17 protein-coding genes are annotated in these 17,066 nt (G+C 70.9%); 13 read left to right on the top strand and 4 right to left on the bottom strand.

Annotated elements, in window-relative coordinates; genetic code table 11:
• Window positions 1-198: 198 nt before the first annotated feature.
• Both ACQ0O7_RS15050 and glpK read left to right on the top strand, forming a co-directional pair.
• Entirely contained in the window at window positions 199-951 is a 753-nt protein-coding gene (locus ACQ0O7_RS15050; protein ID WP_430782664.1) for an IclR family transcriptional regulator, read from the top strand.
• Complete coding sequence (glpK, locus tag ACQ0O7_RS15045) at window positions 948-2,444, top strand: glycerol kinase GlpK (protein WP_430782663.1); 1,497 nt, start codon at window positions 948-950, stop codon at window positions 2,442-2,444. The genes ACQ0O7_RS15050 and glpK overlap by 4 nt, the downstream gene beginning before the upstream one ends.
• Window positions 2,445-2,456: 12 nt before the next feature.
• Here the strand turns inward: glpK and ACQ0O7_RS15040 are convergent, their stop codons facing one another.
• Window positions 2,457-2,684, bottom strand: a complete 228-nt coding sequence (locus ACQ0O7_RS15040; protein ID WP_430782662.1) for a zinc-ribbon domain-containing protein — start codon at window positions 2,682-2,684, stop codon at window positions 2,457-2,459.
• Window positions 2,685-2,962: 278 nt separating this feature from the next.
• On the opposite strand from ACQ0O7_RS15040, the gene ACQ0O7_RS15035 reads away from it, so the two are divergent.
• Entirely contained in the window at window positions 2,963-3,337 is a 375-nt protein-coding gene (locus ACQ0O7_RS15035; protein WP_430782661.1) for an STAS domain-containing protein, read from the top strand.
• 7 nt (window positions 3,338-3,344) lie between these two features.
• The gene (locus ACQ0O7_RS15030; protein ID WP_430782660.1) at window positions 3,345-4,358 is read left to right on the top strand and encodes a response regulator transcription factor; all 1,014 of its coding nucleotides are present in this window, start codon (window positions 3,345-3,347) and stop codon (window positions 4,356-4,358) included.
• Window positions 4,359-4,397: 39 nt separating this feature from the next.
• Here ACQ0O7_RS15030 and ACQ0O7_RS15025 read toward each other — a convergent pair whose 3' ends face one another.
• The 3 genes from ACQ0O7_RS15025 to ACQ0O7_RS15015 form a co-directional block, all read right to left on the bottom strand.
• Complete coding sequence (locus tag ACQ0O7_RS15025; RefSeq protein ID WP_430782659.1) at window positions 4,398-5,147, bottom strand: ATP-binding protein; 750 nt, start codon at window positions 5,145-5,147, stop codon at window positions 4,398-4,400.
• A gap of 79 nt (window positions 5,148-5,226) precedes the next feature.
• A complete protein-coding gene (locus tag ACQ0O7_RS15020; RefSeq protein WP_430782658.1) occupies window positions 5,227-5,823 on the bottom strand; it encodes a GNAT family N-acetyltransferase in 597 nt (198 codons plus the stop codon).
• 180 nt (window positions 5,824-6,003) lie between these two features.
• Complete coding sequence (locus ACQ0O7_RS15015; RefSeq protein ID WP_430782657.1) at window positions 6,004-6,237, bottom strand: hypothetical protein; 234 nt, start codon at window positions 6,235-6,237, stop codon at window positions 6,004-6,006.
• A gap of 228 nt (window positions 6,238-6,465) precedes the next feature.
• Here ACQ0O7_RS15015 and ACQ0O7_RS15010 point away from each other — a divergent pair, with 228 nt between their 5' ends.
• The 9 genes from ACQ0O7_RS15010 to ACQ0O7_RS14970 are packed head-to-tail and all read left to right on the top strand — an operon-like array spanning window position 6,466 to window position 17,060.
• On the top strand, window positions 6,466-7,230 hold the full coding sequence (locus tag ACQ0O7_RS15010; protein WP_430782656.1) for a polysaccharide deacetylase family protein: 765 nt from the start codon (window positions 6,466-6,468) through the stop codon (window positions 7,228-7,230).
• Entirely contained in the window at window positions 7,223-8,338 is a 1,116-nt protein-coding gene (locus ACQ0O7_RS15005; RefSeq protein WP_430782655.1) for an aminotransferase class I/II-fold pyridoxal phosphate-dependent enzyme, read from the top strand. The genes ACQ0O7_RS15010 and ACQ0O7_RS15005 overlap by 8 nt, the downstream gene beginning before the upstream one ends.
• 2 nt (window positions 8,339-8,340) lie before the next feature.
• Complete coding sequence (locus ACQ0O7_RS15000; protein WP_430782654.1) at window positions 8,341-9,570, top strand: glycosyltransferase family 4 protein; 1,230 nt, start codon at window positions 8,341-8,343, stop codon at window positions 9,568-9,570.
• Window positions 9,571-9,584: 14 nt separating this feature from the next.
• Window positions 9,585-11,177: a polysaccharide biosynthesis tyrosine autokinase gene (locus tag ACQ0O7_RS14995; protein ID WP_430782653.1), complete on the top strand. Its 1,593-nt coding sequence runs from the start codon at window positions 9,585-9,587 to the stop codon at window positions 11,175-11,177.
• Window positions 11,170-12,483 carry a lipopolysaccharide biosynthesis protein gene (locus tag ACQ0O7_RS14990; RefSeq protein ID WP_430782652.1) on the top strand — a complete coding sequence of 438 codons (1,314 nt, stop codon included), beginning with the start codon at window positions 11,170-11,172 and terminating at the stop codon, window positions 12,481-12,483. Before ACQ0O7_RS14995 ends, ACQ0O7_RS14990 begins: the two co-directional genes overlap by 8 nt.
• The gene (locus ACQ0O7_RS14985; RefSeq protein WP_430782651.1) at window positions 12,480-13,667 is read left to right on the top strand and encodes an O-antigen ligase family protein; all 1,188 of its coding nucleotides are present in this window, start codon (window positions 12,480-12,482) and stop codon (window positions 13,665-13,667) included. The genes ACQ0O7_RS14990 and ACQ0O7_RS14985 overlap by 4 nt, the downstream gene beginning before the upstream one ends.
• Window positions 13,664-14,791 carry a hypothetical protein gene (locus tag ACQ0O7_RS14980; RefSeq protein ID WP_430782650.1) on the top strand — a complete coding sequence of 376 codons (1,128 nt, stop codon included), beginning with the start codon at window positions 13,664-13,666 and terminating at the stop codon, window positions 14,789-14,791. The genes ACQ0O7_RS14985 and ACQ0O7_RS14980 overlap by 4 nt, the downstream gene beginning before the upstream one ends.
• Before the next feature lie 19 nt (window positions 14,792-14,810).
• Entirely contained in the window at window positions 14,811-15,821 is a 1,011-nt protein-coding gene (locus ACQ0O7_RS14975; protein ID WP_430782649.1) for a GNAT family N-acetyltransferase, read from the top strand.
• Between the two features lie 9 nt (window positions 15,822-15,830).
• Window positions 15,831-17,060, top strand: coding sequence for an FAD-dependent monooxygenase (locus ACQ0O7_RS14970; protein ID WP_430782648.1), 1,230 nt, complete (start codon window positions 15,831-15,833; stop codon window positions 17,058-17,060).
• The last annotated feature ends 6 nt before the right edge of the window (window positions 17,061-17,066 follow it).

The raw sequence follows: 17,066 nt of genomic DNA, 5'->3' as shown, positions 1-17,066 counted from the left end.
CCCTGGATAGATGCCTTGGACGCTAGGGAGGGGGCCGAAAGGCGGCAATGAACACCGGTCGGCATTGTCGAACATCAGCGATGGTTGTTCGCGACGGTGGAGACCATGCGATCCGCCCAGGAAGTCCGTCTGTCCAGGTCGGTCGCAAACAACCATCGATCACAGCGCGACGTCACACGGTGGCATAGAGTCCGAAACATGCCCGGAACCGTGCAGTCGATCGAGCGAGCGGCCGCGATCCTGCGGACCCTCGCCGTCGGGCCGGGCCGTCTCGGGCTCAGCGAGATCGCCCGCACCCTGGACCTGGCGAAAGGCACCACCCACGGCATATTGCGTACGCTGCAACTGGTCGGCTTCGTCGAACAGGACCGGGTGTCCGGGCAGTACCAGCTCGGTGGCGCCCTGCTGCACCTCGGCACCAGCTTCCTGGACATCAACGAACTCCGGTCCCGGTCGATCAACTGGGCCGACCCGCTGGCCGCGCGCAGCGGTGAAGCCGTCCGGATCGGGACCGTCCTCGAAGGCCGCGCCCTCGTCGTGCACCACGTGTTCCGGCCCGACGACACCTTCCAGACCCTCGACGTCGGCGCCCTGCTCCCGCTGCACGCCACCGCCCTCGGCAAAGTGCTGCTCGCCTACCGGGCCGGCGGCTCCAAACCCGACCTGGAGGGCTACACCCGGCTCACCCTCACCGAGCCGCGCGCCCTGGCCGGCGCGCTGGAGCGGGTGCGCGAGGCCGGATGGGCGTACGAGGTGGAGGAATTTCTGCTCGGGCAGGCCGCCATCGCCGCGCCGATCCGGGGGTACGGCGGGCTGGTCGTCGGCGCGATCGGGGTGTCCGGGCCGGTCGACCGGATCTGCGACAGCCGGTACCGGCCGGAACCCCGCCTCATCGGCTACGTCCGGGACGCGGCGCGGGCCATCTCCCGGGATCTGGGGGCGACCCGATGACCGAGAAGTACGTGGTGTCGATCGATCAGGGCACCACCTCGACCCGGTGCATCGTCTTCGACCGTCGGGGGCAGCTGGTGTCACTCGCCCAGCAGGAGCACAAGCAGTATTTCCCCAAGCCCGGCTGGGTCGAGCACGACGCGATGGAGATCTGGCGCAACGTGGAACGCCTCGCTCCGCGGGTCCTGGAGCGGGCCGGGATCCGATTGGAGCAGGTGGCCGCTCTGGGCATCGCCAATCAGCGGGAGACCACCGTCATCTGGGATCGCCGGACCGGGATCCCGGTCGGGCGGGCGATCATCTGGCAGGACACCCGGACTGATGCTCTGGTGCACACTCTGTCCGGCTCTCCCCTCGCGTCAGACATTTCAGACATTTCTGGATTGCCGTTAGCGACGTATTTCTCCGGGCCGCGGCTGCGGTGGATGCTGGACCACACACCCGGGCTGCGGGATCGGGCCGCACGCGGTGAGGTGCTGTGCGGGACGATGGAGACCTGGCTGATCTGGAACCTCACCGGCCGGGCCCAGCACGTCACCGACGTCACCAACGCCAGCCGCACCATGCTGCTCGACGTGCGCGCCCTTGACTGGTCGCCGGCCGCCCTCGACTTCTTCGGCATCCCCCGCGCCATGCTGCCCGAGGTCCGGCCGTCGATCGGCGGCTTCGGCACCGCCACCGAGGCGTTCCCCGGAGTACGGATCGGGGCCGCGCTCGGTGACCAGCAGGCCGCCCTGTTCGGACAGACCTGTTTCACCCCCGGCGAGGCCAAATGCACGTACGGCACCGGCAGTTTCCTGCTCCTCAACACCGGCACCGAACTGGTCCGCTCCGAACACGGCCTGCTCAGCACGGTCGCCTATCAGATCAACGGCGAGCCCGCCGCGTACGCCCTGGAAGGCTCGATAGCGATCACCGGCTCACTGGTCCAGTGGTTCCGCGACCAGCTGGAGCTGATCTCCAGCGCGCCGGAGATCGAGACCCTGGCCCGCACCGTCGCCGACAACGGCGGCTGCTACATCGTGCCCGCGTTCTCCGGCCTGTACGCGCCGCACTGGCGCAGCGAGGCCCGGGGCGTGATCGTGGGGCTGACCTCGTACATCACGAAGGGTCATCTGGCCCGTGCGGTCCTGGAGGCGACCGCCTGGCAGACCCGCGAGGTGGTCGACGCGATGAACACCGACTCCGGCCTCACCCTCACCACCCTGAAGGCCGACGGCGGGATGACCGCCGACAACCTGCTGATGCAGATGATCGCCGACGTGCTCGACGTGCCGGTGGTCCGCCCCCTCGCGGTGGAGACGGTGTCGCTGGGCGCGGCGTACGCGGCCGGCCTGGCCGTCGGTTACTGGCCGGACCTGGACGGCCTGCGCCGCAACTGGCACATAGCCGGCCAGTGGATCCCCGCCATGGACCCGTCCACGCGCGACGCCGAATACACGAATTGGCGCCGGGCCGTGCAACGCACCCTGGACTGGATCCAGCCCGGCTGAGCCCACGGCCGCTCAGGCGGCGCTGAGCACCCGCGGATCGGCGCGGCGGAAGCCCTGACAGTGCCCGCACACCATGTAGTAGCTGCTCGGCTTCACCGGGAACAGCGGGATGAAGAAGAGCGTGAACTTCGTCGTGCGCTTCAGAATCTGCTGCGGCGCCTGCCAGCCACACACCTCACAGTTCATCAGACGCGTCCCGGCCAGGTGGTCCTTGCTCCGCACCCCGAACAACACGAACATCCTCGCGCCTCCCTCTTCCTCCCCCAAGGTTCCCACCCCGGCACCACTCACACCCGCCCGGTGGATGACAATCGCCTACAGCCGATCGAGGTGGTCTGACCGGCGGACGGCGGTGGCCCCCGCACGGCCGGACGAGGCGCGGCCGCACCGCACCCGGGAGCGCCTTCGGCGGTCGCCGTTCGTCACGACCCGGGCCCTCGTCCGGGCTGGGAGTTTCTTCCGATGTGTTCGGGAGGGGCCACTCGGTACCGTCGCGGAAGGCGGGAGAGGGGCGGGCCGTGGGTGGATGTCCGGAAGATCTCATCGTCACCACGGTCCGGGCCGGGCCGGGGGACACTCTGGTGCGGGTGATCGGCGAGCTGGATGTGCGTACCACGCCGGTGCTGTCGCTGGCCCTGTGGGCCGCTGTCGGTGAGCGGCCGGGGGCGCCGGTGCGGCTGGACCTGGCGGGGGTGTCGTTCTGTGATGTCGCCGCGCTGCGGGCGCTGCACCTTCTCGGGCCGGAGCGGCTTCGGATCGTCGCCGCGCACCGGGCGGTGGACACCGTTCTGCGGTTGTGCGGGATCGGCACGTTCCTCGGGCACACCGCGGGGGCACCGGCTGTTCGGCCGACCCCCACGGTGAATGTGCGCCGGCGGCCGGGCGGCCCATGATGGAGAGATGGCCCTTCCTCCCGACGGTAGGCGGATCGCGGCCGAACTGGTCCGGGTCGCCGCGCTGCCGGGTCCCGCCCAGGTGCGGTCGGATGCCCTGATGGAGGCGCTGCGCCCGGTGCTGCGGCACGACGCGGCCTGGGTGAGCCTGCTCGATCCGGAGCGCTGGCTGCAGCAGCCGGTGACGGTGACCGGATATCCGGAGCGGGTGCGCCGCCATCTGACGAGTCCGTCGTTCATGGCGGAGGTGGAGCTGGTCGGCATGCACCGGGGCCGGCGGCCGATCCGGGTGGTGGACTCGCCGGTGCCGGCTTCGGAGCTGGAGGTCTGGACCGGGTATTTCGAGCCGGCCGGGTTCGGTGAGGGGGTGTCGATTCCACTGGTCACCGCGGACGGGCGCTATCTGGGGCTGCTGGGGGCGCACACCGAGTCGGCGGTGCCCGCCGCTGATCCGGTGCTGGATCTGCTGGTGTTGCTGACGCCGCTGATCGCGCACGTGGTGGATCCGCTGCGGCGGCTGTCGGTGCTGGCCGGGATGGTGCGGGGTGCGACGGCCGGGGTGGTGCTGACCGGGGCGGGCCGGACCGAGGAGTTGCCGGGCCTGCCCGGGTTCCGGACGGCGGGGGTGGATCCGGCGGCCCTGAGCCTGGTGGGCTCGTTGTTGACGCCGGGCCGGTCGTGGGCCAGCTTCCTGGTTCCGCGAGAAGACACCAGCCCCGGGCTGGTGCAGGTGACCGCGCTGGCCTGCCCGCCGGAGCCGCCGGGGCACCACCGGTCGCTGGTGCTGCTGGGCCCGCCGCCAGAGACCTACGGCCTGACCCGGCGCGAGTTGCAGGTGCTGGGCCTGCTGGTGGAGGGCCGCAGCAACGCGGCGATCGCGAGGGCGCTGCGGATCACCGCCCGGACCGCGATCGGCCATCTGGAGCACATCATGCTGAAGCTGGGCGCCGAGTCGCGGACCGCCGCCGCGGTCCGGGCCGACCGGCAGGGCCTGTACGTCCCGGTGGGCCTCACCCGATGACCGTGCCGCCCGGCCTTTCCCGAGACGTCCCGGTGGGCCTCACCCGATGAGGGCCCAGACCATCTTGCCGGTACGCGTGGGCAGCGCTCCCCAGGTGTGCACGGCCGCGTCGACGATGCGCAGCCCGTAGCCGCGCTCGCCGAAGACCTCGACCGGTTCGGGCCGCATCCGGGGTGGTTCGGTGGAGCCGTCGATGACCGCCAGGTGCAGCCAGGTGCCCCGGCCACGCCGGGAGATCAGCACGTCGATCGGGGTGCCGGCGTGTTCGGCGGCGTTGAGGACGAGTTCGGAGACGACCAGCCGGGCGCGGGCCAGGTGCGGGTGCATGCCCCATTCCTCGCAGGCGAGGGTGACCACGTGCCGGGCTCCGGCGGCGGCCCCGTTGGTCGGGGGCAGGTGCAGGCGGACCCGGTCGAGCATGGGCCGGCGGCTGGCCAGGAAGGACCGGGCCAGCGGTACGGTTGCGAACGCCGGGACCAGCCGCCGGGCGGTGTGCCCGTCGAGCCGGGTGGCGAGGTCGGTGCCGGGTGGCGGGCAGGCGGCGATCCGCACCGGCGGGTCCATCCGGTCGCCGGTGGTGGCGGCGGTGACCCAGAGCGGTGCGCTGATCGCGCCGGGATCGTGGAGACCGCGCAGGTCCAGCAGCAGCCCGGCCGGGTGGTGGGCCAGACACTCGTTGATCAGGCCGAAGGTGCGCAGCCACAGCTGCCGCTCCCAGGTTCCACGCACGGTGAGGTCGACGACCCAGGTCTCGTCGTCCACCACCGCTGCGACCGATGAGCCGGACATGTCTGACGCCTCGCGACTTTCCGGAACGTTTCCAGGAAACTATCCGGGCGCCGCGCTCCTGCCAATCGCCGTTCGGGTGTCAGCCCACCGCACCGGTGAGGCGGGCGACGGTGCGCTGCCGGATGGCGTACCCGTGTCTGGCGGCATCGCGCAGGTGGGCGACGAGCGGGGACCGGGATCGGCGGGCCCAGGGGACGGCGACCTCGGTGGTGCCGTACTTCTGCTTGTAGCTGTTGCCGCCGACGAAGTCGAACTCGGTGACACCGTGTTGCCTGGCCCACCGCATGGCGTACCAGATGAGGGTCTCGTTGGGTCGCAGGTGCTGGTGTTCGCGGTAGCTGGCGCCGCCCCAGAAGTACATGGTCCGGTGGTACCAGGGCAGCAGCGCGGTGGCGATGCAGTGGCCGTCGGCGTCGCGGGCGCGCAGCAGCAGCAGGCGGCCGGCCGGGCCCAGGTGACGGATCAACGACCGAACTCTTTCCACCGAATAGGTGGGTACCAGATTCTGTTTGGCGAATACGTCCCGCAATTGATCGTAGAATTCGCCGGCGAATGCCGGATCGGCGGGTGCCTCCTCGATGACGACGCCCGACTTCTGCGCTTTCCGGATGTTGCGGCGGCAGGCGCTCGCCATCGCGCCGAAGAGGGTGTCCTCGTCCGGATTCAGGTCTATCACGGCGGTCGGCGCCGCGTCCCAGGCCAGTCCGAGGCCACCGAGATCGGCGGGGGTCAGTCCGCGGTCGCGGATCTCCAGGTGGGCGGCGCCGGCGTCGTGCCGGGCGAACGGCAGCAGAGCCTCCAGCGCGGCACGCCTGCTGACCTCGGGCTGGAGAAGGAAGCCCAGGTAGGAGGTGGTTCAGCCGGCCATCGGGCTGCCCAGGATGCGCACGCCGAAGCGCCTGCTGAGCAGGCCGGTGAAGTGCCCGACGGGCTGTCCGCCGTCGGTGACGGTGGCGAGCAGCGGTTCGGCGCGCTGGCACTCGGCGACGAAGTTCAGCCATTCGGGAGTGTGGAAGATCAGCCGATCCGGGTAGGTGGCCCGGTCCGCCCAGAGGCCGGCGCCCGGCTCCACCCGATGCAGTCGCAACATGTTGGGTCCCCGATCGAATTATGGCCCGACGGGCACGATGATGCTCAACCGGAAGTCCATTCCACAATAAGCCGATCAGGCCGAATTAATTGACGTGAATAATACTCGCGTTCCTTATGACAATTGCTACTGACGGACCCGCTCACACATTTGCGAGGGTTGGTGCAGAGCCGCGGGGCGTTGCACCGTGGCCGCGATCCGATCATTGAGCGGGAGGGTGCTGATCGCATGCAGACGGCGATCAAACGACGCCTGAACGAGCTGGGCCTGCGCAGTCGCCTGCGCGCCCGGCCCCGATTGCAGGGCCGCGTCCTGGCGCCGGCCGGGCTGCGCAGACGGCTGCCCACCGCCCCGGGCCTGTTCTTCCCCTTCTACCATGACGTCCCCGCCGAGTACGCCGGTGACCTGCGCCGTCATCTGCGCGCCCTGCTGCGGATCGGCCCGATGGTCTCCTGGGACGAGTCGCTGCGGATCCTGGCCGGCCGGGTGCCACTGACCGGCCCGGTCTTCTGCCTCTCCTTCGACGACGCGCACGCGACCTGGCGGGACGTGGCCGCCCCGGTGCTGCTGGAGATGAAGGTCCCGGCGATGTTCTTCCTGACCTCCGGACTGGTCGGCCGGCCCGGCAACCTGACCTGGCAGGACTGCCGTGACCTGAGGTCCGCCGGGTTCGGCTTCGGCTCGCACACGATCACCCACCACCGGCTCGCCGATCAGGACGACGACACCGCGGCGCACGAGATCACCGGCTCCAAACAGGAGATCGAGGACGAGCTGGGGGTGGAGATCAAGGACTTCGCCGCGCCGTACGGGCACCCGGCGGTCGATTTCCGGGATCGTGACGTGCGGGTCGCCGAGCGGGCCGGGTATCGCAGCTTCTCCACCACCCTGCGCCCGGCGATGCACGCGGGCGACTCCCCGATGTGGATCCGCCGGCAGGGACTGCACCCGGCCTGGCCGATCATGGCCGTGAGGACGCGGGTACATGACTGACACACGCATCTGGCTCTCCCCGCCCGACGTCAGCGATCTGGAACGCAAACTGCTGCTGAAGGCCTTCGACTCGAACTGGGTGGCCCCGGCCGGGCCCGATCTGGACGCGTTCGAGCAGCAGGTGGCCGAGCGGGTGGGCGTACGGCACGCGGTGGCTCTGAGCAGTGGCACCGCCGCCCTGCACCTGGCCCTGATCGCGGCCGGGGTGCGGCGCGGCGACACCGTGCTGGTGCCGTCGTTCACCTTCGCCGCGACCGCGAACGCCGTGGTCTACCTGGGCGCCCGGCCGGTCTTCCTGGACAGCACCCCGGAGAGCTGGAACGTCGATCCCGACCTGGTGGCCGAGGAGCTGCGGATCCGGTCCGGGCAGGGCCGGCTGCCCCGGGCGGTGATCGCCGTCGACATGTACGGGCAGTGCGCCGACTACGGCCGACTCCTCGAAGCCTGCGACCGGTACGGCGTACCGCTGATCGAGGACGCCGCGGAGGCGCTCGGCGCGACCTACCGGGATCGGCCGGCCGGGTCGTTCGGCCTGGCCGGGGTGTTGTCCTTCAACGGCAACAAGATCATCACGACCGGTGGCGGCGGGATGCTGGTGACCGACGACAGCCGGGTCGCCAAGCAGGCCCGGCACCTGTCCACCCAGGCCCGCGAACCGGTGCCGCACTACGAGCACCGGACGGTCGGCTACAACTACCGGCTCAGCAACCTGCTCGCCGCGATCGGCCGGGGCCAGGTGCAGCGCCTGCCCGAGATGATCGGGGCACGGCGCGCCACGTTCCGGTTCTACCAGGAGTCGCTGCCCGGCCTGGAGTTCATGCCGATCGCCGGGTACGGCACCCCCAACCACTGGCTGACCTGCGTGCTCGCCACCGACGAGGGGCAGCGCGACCGGATCCTCGGCCACCTGAACGCCCACGACATCGAGGCCCGCCCGGCCTGGAAGCCGATGCACCTGCAACCGGTCTTCCAGGACTGCGTGATGCGCGGCGGCCCGGTCTGCGCCGACGTCTTCCGCCGTGGGGTCTGCCTGCCCAGCGGGTCCGCCCTGACCGAGCACGACCGGGCGCGGGTCGTCACGGCGGTCCGTTCCGCGCTGGAGGCCTGAGCATGCGGATCGTCTACATCCACCAGTACTACTGCAACCCCGGCATGGCCGGCGGGATCCGCTCCTACGAGCAGGCCCGCCGCCTGGTCGCGCGCGGGCACACCGTCGACGTGATCACCACCGACATCACGCCGGGCACGCGCGAACTGGGCTGGCGGACGACAGTCGACGACGGCATCACCGTGCACTGGTTCCGTGTTCCGTACGACAATCACATGTCCTTCGCCCGCCGGATCCGGGCCTTCGCCGAGTTCATGGTGGTCGCCGCGGCGAAGGCCGCGCGGCTGCGGGCCGACCTGGTGTTCGCCACCAGCACCCCGCTGACCGTGGCGGTGCCCGGGGTGATCGCCGCGAGACTGCGCCGGGTGCCGTTCGTGTTCGAGGTCCGCGACCTGTGGCCGGAGGTGCCGATCGAGATGGGCGCCCTGCGCAACCCGGTGCTGCGCGGCGTCGCCGGCGGCCTGGCGAACTTCGCCTACCGCAACGCCAGCGAGGTGATCGCCCTCTCCCCCGGGATGGCCGACGGGGTGGTGGCCCGGCGGCCGGGCACCCCGACCACGGTCATCCCGAACGCCGCCGACCTGGACCTGTTCGCCGTCGGCCCGGAGCGGGTCCGCGCCTTCCGGGCCGGGCACGACTGGCTCGGCGACCGGCCGCTGCTGGTCTACACCGGCGCGCTGGGCGTGGTGAACGGGGTGGAGTACCTGGTCCGGGCCATGCACACGGCCACCAAGGTGGACCCGGACCTGCGGTTCCTGATCGTCGGGCACGGCAAGGAGTGGGAGCCGACGAAGTCGCTCGCCGCCGAACTGGGCCTGCTCGGCACGGTCGTGCACATGTGGGAGAAGGTGCCCAAGTCGGAGCTGCCGGTGATCCTCGGCGCGGCCACCATGTCCAGCAGCACGGTCCGCCCGATCCCCGGGCTGTGGAACAACTCGGCCAACAAGTTCTTCGACGCCCTGGCCGCGTCCCGCCCGATCGCCATCAACCACGGCGGCTGGATGGCCGACCTGCTCACCGAGACCGGCGCCGGCCTGGTGCTGGACCCGGCGGACACCGAGAAGGCCGGCGCCGAGCTGGCCACGCATCTGCGCGACGAGCGGTGGCTGGCCCAGGCCCGCGACGCCGCGCACCGGCTGGCCGTGGAGCAGTTCTCCCGCGACCTGCTCTTCGACAAGTTCGAGGCCGTCCTGCACCGGGCGGCACCCGACATCCAGCCCGCCCACCTCTGAGGGGGAACGTCAGCGTGGAACTCCGTGCCTATGTGCGGGCCTGCCGCCGTCGATGGCTCTGGCTCGTGCTCCCGGTCCTGGTGGCGATCGCCGTCGCGGCCGGTCTCACCATGGCCGGGGCGCCGGGGCACAGATCGTCGATGGTGCTGTTCGTGAGCTCCGGCAACAGTGATCCGGACGCCGGGGCGCGACGGCTCAACTCGTACATCGCCCTGCTCACCGGCCCTCGGGTGGCGCAGGCGGTGGTCGACCGGATGGGCCCGGAGATCACCACCGAGCAGGTGCAGAAGAGCCTGTCCGCGCAGGTGCGCGAGGGCACCGACCTGCTGGAGATCGCCGCCACCGACCCGTCCGCGGAACGCAGCAGGCAGATCGTCACCACCGCCGCGTCGGTGCTGGTCGGCCTGGCCCGGCAGATCGGGGCACCGGCCGACCCCCGGGACGGCCCGGCCCCGCAGATCTCCATCGTGCAGGACGCGGTCACCGTCGAGGACCCCAGCGACCTGGGCCGCAACATCGGGTTCGCCGCCGTACTCGGGCTGCTGCTCGGGGCGGTCGCCGTGGCGGCCCGGGAGGCCGGGGCGCGGACCGTCGCGGAGGAGGACGACCTGCGCCGGCTCGGCCTGGACACGGTCGGCACCATCTCGATCGGCGGCCGGTCCCGCGACACCCACCCGGACCAGGCTCTCGCCGAGGCGTTCCGCCGGCTGCGCAGCCTGCTGCCGGTGCTGGCCGACCCGCTGAGCACCAGCATCCCCCGCAAGGGGCAGTCACTGGTCCTCACCGGCGCCGGCCGCAAGGAGGGCACCACCGCGGTCACCTGCGGCCTGGCGATAGCGATCGCCGAGACCGGGGCCCGGGTGGCGCTCGTCGACGCGAACATGCGCACCCCCGGGGTGGGCCGCTACCTGGCCCTGGACAGCGCGCCCGGGCTGGCCGAGGTGCTGGCCGGGACGGCGAGGATGCCGGACGTGCTGCAGAGTTCACTCGGCGGCCGGGTGACCGTGCTGCCCGCCGGGGAGCACGCGCCGGACCCGGGTGAGCTGCTGGCGTCGCCGCGGCTCAGCGCCACCGTCCGCACCCTCACCGAGCGCTACGACATCGTGCTGGTGGACGCGCCCGCCCTGCACGGGGTGGCCGACGCCGCCGTGCTCGGCCAGGTGACCGATGGAGCGCTGCTGGTGGTGCGGGCCGGGCGGACCCGTACGGCGGAGGTGGAGAAGTCTCTTGATCTGCTGAAACGGGTCGGGGCCAAGCTGGCCGGGGCGGTGCTGAACGCCCTGCCGCGCAAACTGCCGGCCGACGGGTCATGGCAGGGCGAGGTCACCGGGTCGGACAGCCCGGATCTGGTGTTCGGGCTGGATCCGGCGCAGGAGCCGAAGATGGACGACACGTTCGTCTCGCTGCCGCCGGTGGGCACCGCTCGCGGGCGGGCCCAGGTCTCCTCGCCGCCCGAGGTGCCGGCTCAGCCGGAGGTTCCCGCCAAGCCCGGGGTTCCCGCCAAGCCCGAGGTTCCCGCCAAGTCGGAGGTTCCGGGTCAGCCCGAGGTGCCGGCTCAGCGCGACCGGGACAAAAAGGACGCAGAGGAGCAGCAGCACAGTGAGTGAGCTGCGGGTCCGGGGTCCGGAGAAGACCGAGGAGGACGGCCCACGCCGGGGCGATCCGGTCGCCCTGGTGGGGAAGGTGGTCCGCGAACCGTCGGTGCAGCTGCTCGCCTCGCAGGTCCTCACCGGCGGGGTGGCGATGGCCGCCAACATCCTGATGGTCCGGTCGCTGACCCCCACCCACCGGGGTGAGGTCGCGCTGATGCTGCAGGTGGTCTACCTGGTGACCCAGGTGCTGCTGCTGGGCACCGAGCGCAGCTTCGTGGCGACCTACCACAACGTGTCACCGGCTCCGGCGGTCCGCGCGTACGCCCGGCTGCTCGCCGTACCGGCGCTGGTCTTCCTGCTCGGCGCGATGGTGTGGCAGCTCGCCGCGCCGCACCGGCTCTCCCCCGGCCCGCTGATCATGGCGATGCTGGCCTGGTTCGCGCTGATCGAGGCGACCAGTCTGGCCACCCGTTCGATCGCGATCGCGGTCGGCCGGGTGCGGGACTTCCTGCTGGCCCGGGTGATCGAGGCGCTGCTGCTGCTGGCGATGCTGGTCGGGCTGTACGTGACCGGCGCCAGCCATCCGGAGATGTGGTTCCTGGCGTACCTGATCGCCGGGGCCACCCCGACCCTGATCTATCTGTGGATCTGGCTGCGGCTGCCGGTGCCGGCCGGCGCCGCGCCGGTGGCCCGGGAGCAGAACCGGCGGGTCCGGCGGGAGGGGCTGTCGCTCTTCCCGGCGGCGATCTCCAACATGGCGATGCTGCGGGTGGACCGGCTGGTCATCCCGGCGCTGGCGTCCACCGCGGCGCTCGGCCACTACACCGCGGTGGCGACCATGACCGAGCTGCTGGCCTGGCCGATCCGGGCGTACGCCGACTCCCGGCTGGGACGCTGGCGGGCCTCGCACAACGACGGGGCGTTGCGGGCCGGGCCGATCGTGGTGTTCGCCGCGCTGTACGTGCTGGTCGTGGTGCCGCTGGTGGCCGGCGGGCTGTATCTGCTGATCGAGCCGTTGTTCGGGCACGAGTACGCGGACGCCAAGGTGGTGGTGCTGCCGCTGGTGGTGGCGGCCGGGCTGTACGCGGTGTCCCGGGTGAGCCTGGGCCTGCTGATCGCGAAGGGCCACGGTGGGCTGGTGTCGGCCGCCGAGATCGCCGGGTTCGTGGTCTCGTTCGCGGCGTACGTGCTGCTCATCCCGAAGATGGGGATCCTCGGTGCGGCGTACGGCTCGCTCGCCGGGTACGGCGCCTGCCTGGTGTTCAGCATGGTGGCCAGCCGGATGGTGGGCCGCGGGCTCGGCGGGGCGGACCACAAGTGAAGGCTCCGGGCCTGCTCCTGATTCTGGTCGCGATCGGTGGCCGGTACACCCTCGACCGGGCCGGATTCCTGGAGCTGGCCTGGGTGGATCTGCGGGTGATCGGGCTGGTGATGGCGCTGGTGGTGTTGACCCTCGCCTACCCGGCGCGGCCATTCGCCGGAAATGTTCCGGAGGGCTGGCTGGTCGCCGCCGTTCTCTTCTTCGTCTTCCAGATCGCCTCCGCGCTCTGGGCCCCACCGGCCGCCCGGATCGGCCCGCAGGTCCTCGACCTGGTCCTGCTGATCATCCTGGTGCTGGCCTTCTACCGGTACGCGACGAGCGACCCGGAGACCGTCGTCCGCTTCACCTTCCAGCTGCTGTTCGTCACCGCGATCGTCTACGCCCTCGCCGCGATCTTCATCAGCGGGCCCGGCGAGCAGGGCCGCTACTCGGCGTTCGGCGGCGGCCCGAACGTCTTCGCCCGGATCGAGGTGCTCGGGGTGATCGCCGCGATCGCCCTGTTCATGCTGACCGGGAAGAAGTGGCCGCTGCTGGTGATCCCGCTGTTCCTGCTGGCCACCGTGCTGTCCGGGTCGCGGGGCACGCTGGTCGCCGGGGGCGCGGTGGCCGGTGTCGCCCTGCTGAAGCTGCGCCGCCGGCTCAGTGCCGCGGCGGTCGGCGCGGCCGGGGCGGTGGCGGTGATCGCGGTGGGGGTGATCTGGGTGCTGGCCCCACCCGAGTTCACCGATCTCTTCCAGGAGAGATTCGTTGAACAGACCGTGCAGGAACAATATCTCTCCGGGCGGACCGACATCTGGATGGCCGCCCTGCGCATGTTCGCCGACCACCCGCTCGGCGGGTCCGGGCTGGACGGGTTCTACGGTCTGATCGGGGTCAATCAGGCCGTCGAGTACCCGCACAACTACCTGCTCGCGGTGGCCGCCGAGGGCGGGCTGGCCGGGCTGGCGCTGATGACCGCGTCGATCGTGCTGTGGACCCGGATCGTCCGGGGTGGCGGGAACCGGCCGCAGCTCACCGGGCTGGCCGTCGCGGCGGCCGTCTTCGTGGCGCTGAGCAGCCTGTTCTCCGGTGACTACTACGACTCCCGGCTGGCCTGGATGTTCGCCGCGATGGCCGCGGCGGCCGCGCTGGTGCCGCTCTCGTCTCATCACGCGGCGCCCCGGCCCCTGGTCGGTGTGCGATGAGGCGGCGCACGATCCTGATCGCCGGCCTGGGTGGGGTGGCGGTGGCGGGCGCGGCCGGGTTGCACCTGGTCCGGGCCTCCTCCGAGGACGAGGCCGATCTCCTGCCGATGCCGGCCGAGCCACCCGCGATCGAGGAGGCTTCCAAGATCAAACCGGTGTCGCACTGGACCGCGGTCTTCATGAAGAGCTGGGACTTCGCCCTCGGCAACGCCACCGGACTGAGCCGCTCCACCGACAGCCGGGACCACTACGACCTGGCGTACGACGTGGACGCCTGCACCGCCATGTTCCGGGCCACCGGGCAGCATCGCTACCTGGACCGGGCGCTGACCTGGATGGAGAACACGGTCGCCACCGCGGTCCCGTCCACCTCGCTGGCGAACAGCTCGTTCCGGGACCGCTTCCACGGCTGGGGCTCCAGCCGGGCCGGTGGGCGCGGTGACGAGGTGCCGCTCTACGAGAGCTATCTCTGGCGGTACGGCACCAACCTGCTGGTGGCCATGAAGGACCTGAAGGAGCCCGCGTACCGGGCCAGATATCAGCGGCTCCTGGCCTTCGCCGAGGTGAATCTGTTCGACAAGTGGCACACCCGCGGCACCAAGAGTTACCTCTACCGCGAGCGCACCCACATGGCCGCACACTGGGCGCTGATCGCGATGAACCTGGCCCATCTCACCGCCGACCAGGGCCGCCGGGCCCGCTGCGACGCGGTGGTCGACCAGATCAGCACCCGGCTGCGCGAACAGCTGCGCCGCAACCCGGCCGAGCCGACCGCCTGGTTCTGGAGTGACGTCTGGGGCTCGACGAAACGGCCCGGTCAGGACGTCGGCCACGGCAACGCGGTGGTCACCTACGTGGCCGAGGCCCGCGACCGGAACCAGGGCTGGTCGGCGGCCGACATGGCGGCGTTCTGCGCCCTGCTCACCAAGGTCGTCTGGCCCGGCGGGACGACCTATCACGCGTACGTCGACGGCACCGGCACCGACAACGGCTGGTGGTCCGACGGCTTCGTGAAACTCGGCCGCTACGACCCGGCCGTGCAACTGCGGCTGGAGAAACACCGGGTGGTGAACGATCAGTTCGCCGCGAACATGGCGCTCAACGCTCACCTGTTACGAGCCTGAGCCGGAAGGGGCACACATCATGACGGCAATGCTGCTGGAACCGGCGGCTCGCGAGTGGAAGGAGACGCTCCAGCACGTCGGTCACGACATGTACCACGTGCCGGACTACGTCGTCCTCGACGCCCGGCTCTACGGCGGCACGCCTGCCGCGTTCCACTTCGAACGGGAGGGGCGGCGGTTGCTGATCCCGCTCATCCTGCGGGACATCCCGGATTCCGGTCTCAAGGACGCGATTTCGCCGTACGGGTATCCGGGCCCGGTCTCGTCGTCCTCGGACGTCTCCTTCTGGGAGGCCGCCTGCGCCGCCCTCGTCGGCGTCCTGTCTGATTCATCGGTCGTATCAGCTTTCATCCGTCTACATCCTCTCCTTCCCGCGCCGGTGTTGACCTCGCACGGCAAGCTCGTCCACCACGGCGAGACCGTGTCGATGGACCTGACCGTCTCCGAGGACGAGATGTGGAAGCAGACCCGCAGCGACCACCGCAACCACATCAACCGGGCCAAACGGTCCGGCACCGAGATCGTCTTCGACGACTGGGACCGGCTCGGCGAGTGGGTCGAGGTCTACCACGACAACATGCGGCGGGTCGGTGCCACCTCCTACTACTTCTTCACCCGGGAACACCTGGAAGCCCTGCACGACGCGGTCGGCGACCGGATGCACCTGGTGGTGGCGTGCGAGGACGGGGAGGTGGTCGGCGGCAACACCTTCTTCTCGTACGACGGCATCGCCACCGGTTACGTCTCGTCCACCCGGCGGGCCCCGAAACGGTACGCCGACGAGCTGCTCTACGACTCCGTACGGCGATGGTGCCGGCAACGCGGTGACCGCGTCTTCCACCTCGGCGGCGGCAAGGGCGGCGCGAACGACTCGCTCTTCTCGTACAAGGCCGGGTTCTCGCCCAGCCGGCACCCGTTCCACACCTGGCGGGTGATCGCCGACCCGGTCGCCTACGAGCGTCTGGTGCGCGAACGCCGCCCCGGAGCCGATCCGGCCGACCTGTCCACCACCTTCCCCGCCTACCGTTAGGAACCCGTCATGCGGATCACCTGCGTCGGCGGCGGTCCCGCCGGCCTCTACTTCGCCACCCTGGCCAAACTCGCCGACCCCGGCCACGAGATCACCGTCCTGGAACGCAACCCGGCCGGCGTCACCTGGGGCTGGGGTGTGGTGTTCTGGGACGACCTGCTCGACGACCTGTTCAAGTACGATCCGGTCAGCGCGCAGCGGATCTGGGACGCCGCCTACAAGTGGGACGAGTACGAGGTCCGGGCCACCGGCAAACCCGTCACCCACCTCGCCGGGTACGGCTTCAGCATGGGCCGGCACAAGCTCCTGGAGATCCTCGGTGAGCGGGCCGCCGAACTCGGGGTGACCGTCCGGTACGCCGACGAACTCGCCGACCCCACCGCCCTCCCGCCGTCCGACCTGATCGTGGCCTGTGACGGCGCGCGCAGCCGGATCCGCGAGGAGCACACCGAACACTTCGGCGCCGAGGTGGAGATCGCCCGCAACAAGTACATCTGGCTGGGCACCCCCAAGGTGTTCGACACGTTCACCTTCGGTTTCGAGCAGACCCCGGCCGGCTGGGTGTGGTTCCACGCCTACCCCTTCGACGGCACGACCAGCACCTTCATCGTCGAATGCACCCCGGAGACCTGGGCCGCCCTGGAGTTCGACACGCTCGGCGCCGAGGCCGGGTGCGCCCGCCTGCAGAGCGTCTTCGCGTCCCATCTGGACGGCGCACCACTGATCGACCACCGCGCCGAGGTCGGCGGCACCGGCTGGCTCAACTTCCGGCGGGTCACCGCGCAGCGCTGGGACCACGGCAACGTGGTGCTGATGGGCGACTCCGCGCACACCACCCACTTCGCGATCGGTTCCGGCACCAAGCTGGCCCTGCAGGACGCGATGGCCCTGGCCGACGCGATCGCCGCCGGCGACGAGCTGCCGGTCGCCCTGGAACGCTACGAGCACCGGCGCAAAGCCGCGCTCGCCCCCCTGCAGCGGGCCGCGCGGGCCAGCAGTGCCTGGTTCGAGCGGATGCCCGACTACGCCGGGCTGCCCGCCAGGCGGTTCTCCTACGCGCTGTCCAACCGGCGCGGCGAATATCCGACGTGGCGTTACCTGCTCCACATGGCGACACAGAATTCCGTCCCCCGCGCGCTGTTGCGGTGGACGCTGAACGCGCGCCGGTCCAGCCGGGCCAGGCGCCGAGAGACGACCGGTTCCGTGGCGGCGGGGCGGGCGATACCCCATACGGCATGACATTGA

This window comes from Actinoplanes sp. G11-F43 (assembly GCF_050589265.1).
Classification (GTDB): Bacteria; Actinomycetota; Actinomycetes; order Mycobacteriales; family Micromonosporaceae; genus Actinoplanes.
The sequence above is the reverse complement of the archived record's forward strand: the minus strand, read 5'-3'. Positions and strand labels throughout refer to the sequence as shown.

Bases quoted from the DNA above. Each gene is read 5' to 3' on its own strand.
- ACQ0O7_RS15050 (WP_430782664.1), top strand. From the start codon at position 199: ATGCCCGGAACCGTGCAGTCGATCGAGCGAGCGGCCGCGATCCTGCGG.
- glpK (WP_430782663.1), top strand. From the start codon at position 948: ATGACCGAGAAGTACGTGGTGTCGATCGATCAGGGCACCACCTCGACC.
- ACQ0O7_RS15040 (WP_430782662.1), bottom strand. From the start codon at position 2,684: ATGTTCGTGTTGTTCGGGGTGCGGAGCAAGGACCACCTGGCCGGGACG.
- ACQ0O7_RS15030 (WP_430782660.1), top strand. From the start codon at position 3,345: ATGGCCCTTCCTCCCGACGGTAGGCGGATCGCGGCCGAACTGGTCCGG.
- ACQ0O7_RS15025 (WP_430782659.1), bottom strand. From the start codon at position 5,147: ATGTCCGGCTCATCGGTCGCAGCGGTGGTGGACGACGAGACCTGGGTC.
- ACQ0O7_RS15015 (WP_430782657.1), bottom strand. From the start codon at position 6,237: ATGTTGCGACTGCATCGGGTGGAGCCGGGCGCCGGCCTCTGGGCGGAC.
- ACQ0O7_RS15010 (WP_430782656.1), top strand. From the start codon at position 6,466: ATGCAGACGGCGATCAAACGACGCCTGAACGAGCTGGGCCTGCGCAGT.
- ACQ0O7_RS15005 (WP_430782655.1), top strand. From the start codon at position 7,223: ATGACTGACACACGCATCTGGCTCTCCCCGCCCGACGTCAGCGATCTG.
- ACQ0O7_RS15000 (WP_430782654.1), top strand. From the start codon at position 8,341: ATGCGGATCGTCTACATCCACCAGTACTACTGCAACCCCGGCATGGCC.
- ACQ0O7_RS14980 (WP_430782650.1), top strand. From the start codon at position 13,664: ATGAGGCGGCGCACGATCCTGATCGCCGGCCTGGGTGGGGTGGCGGTG.
- ACQ0O7_RS14975 (WP_430782649.1), top strand. From the start codon at position 14,811: ATGACGGCAATGCTGCTGGAACCGGCGGCTCGCGAGTGGAAGGAGACG.
- ACQ0O7_RS14970 (WP_430782648.1), top strand. From the start codon at position 15,831: ATGCGGATCACCTGCGTCGGCGGCGGTCCCGCCGGCCTCTACTTCGCC.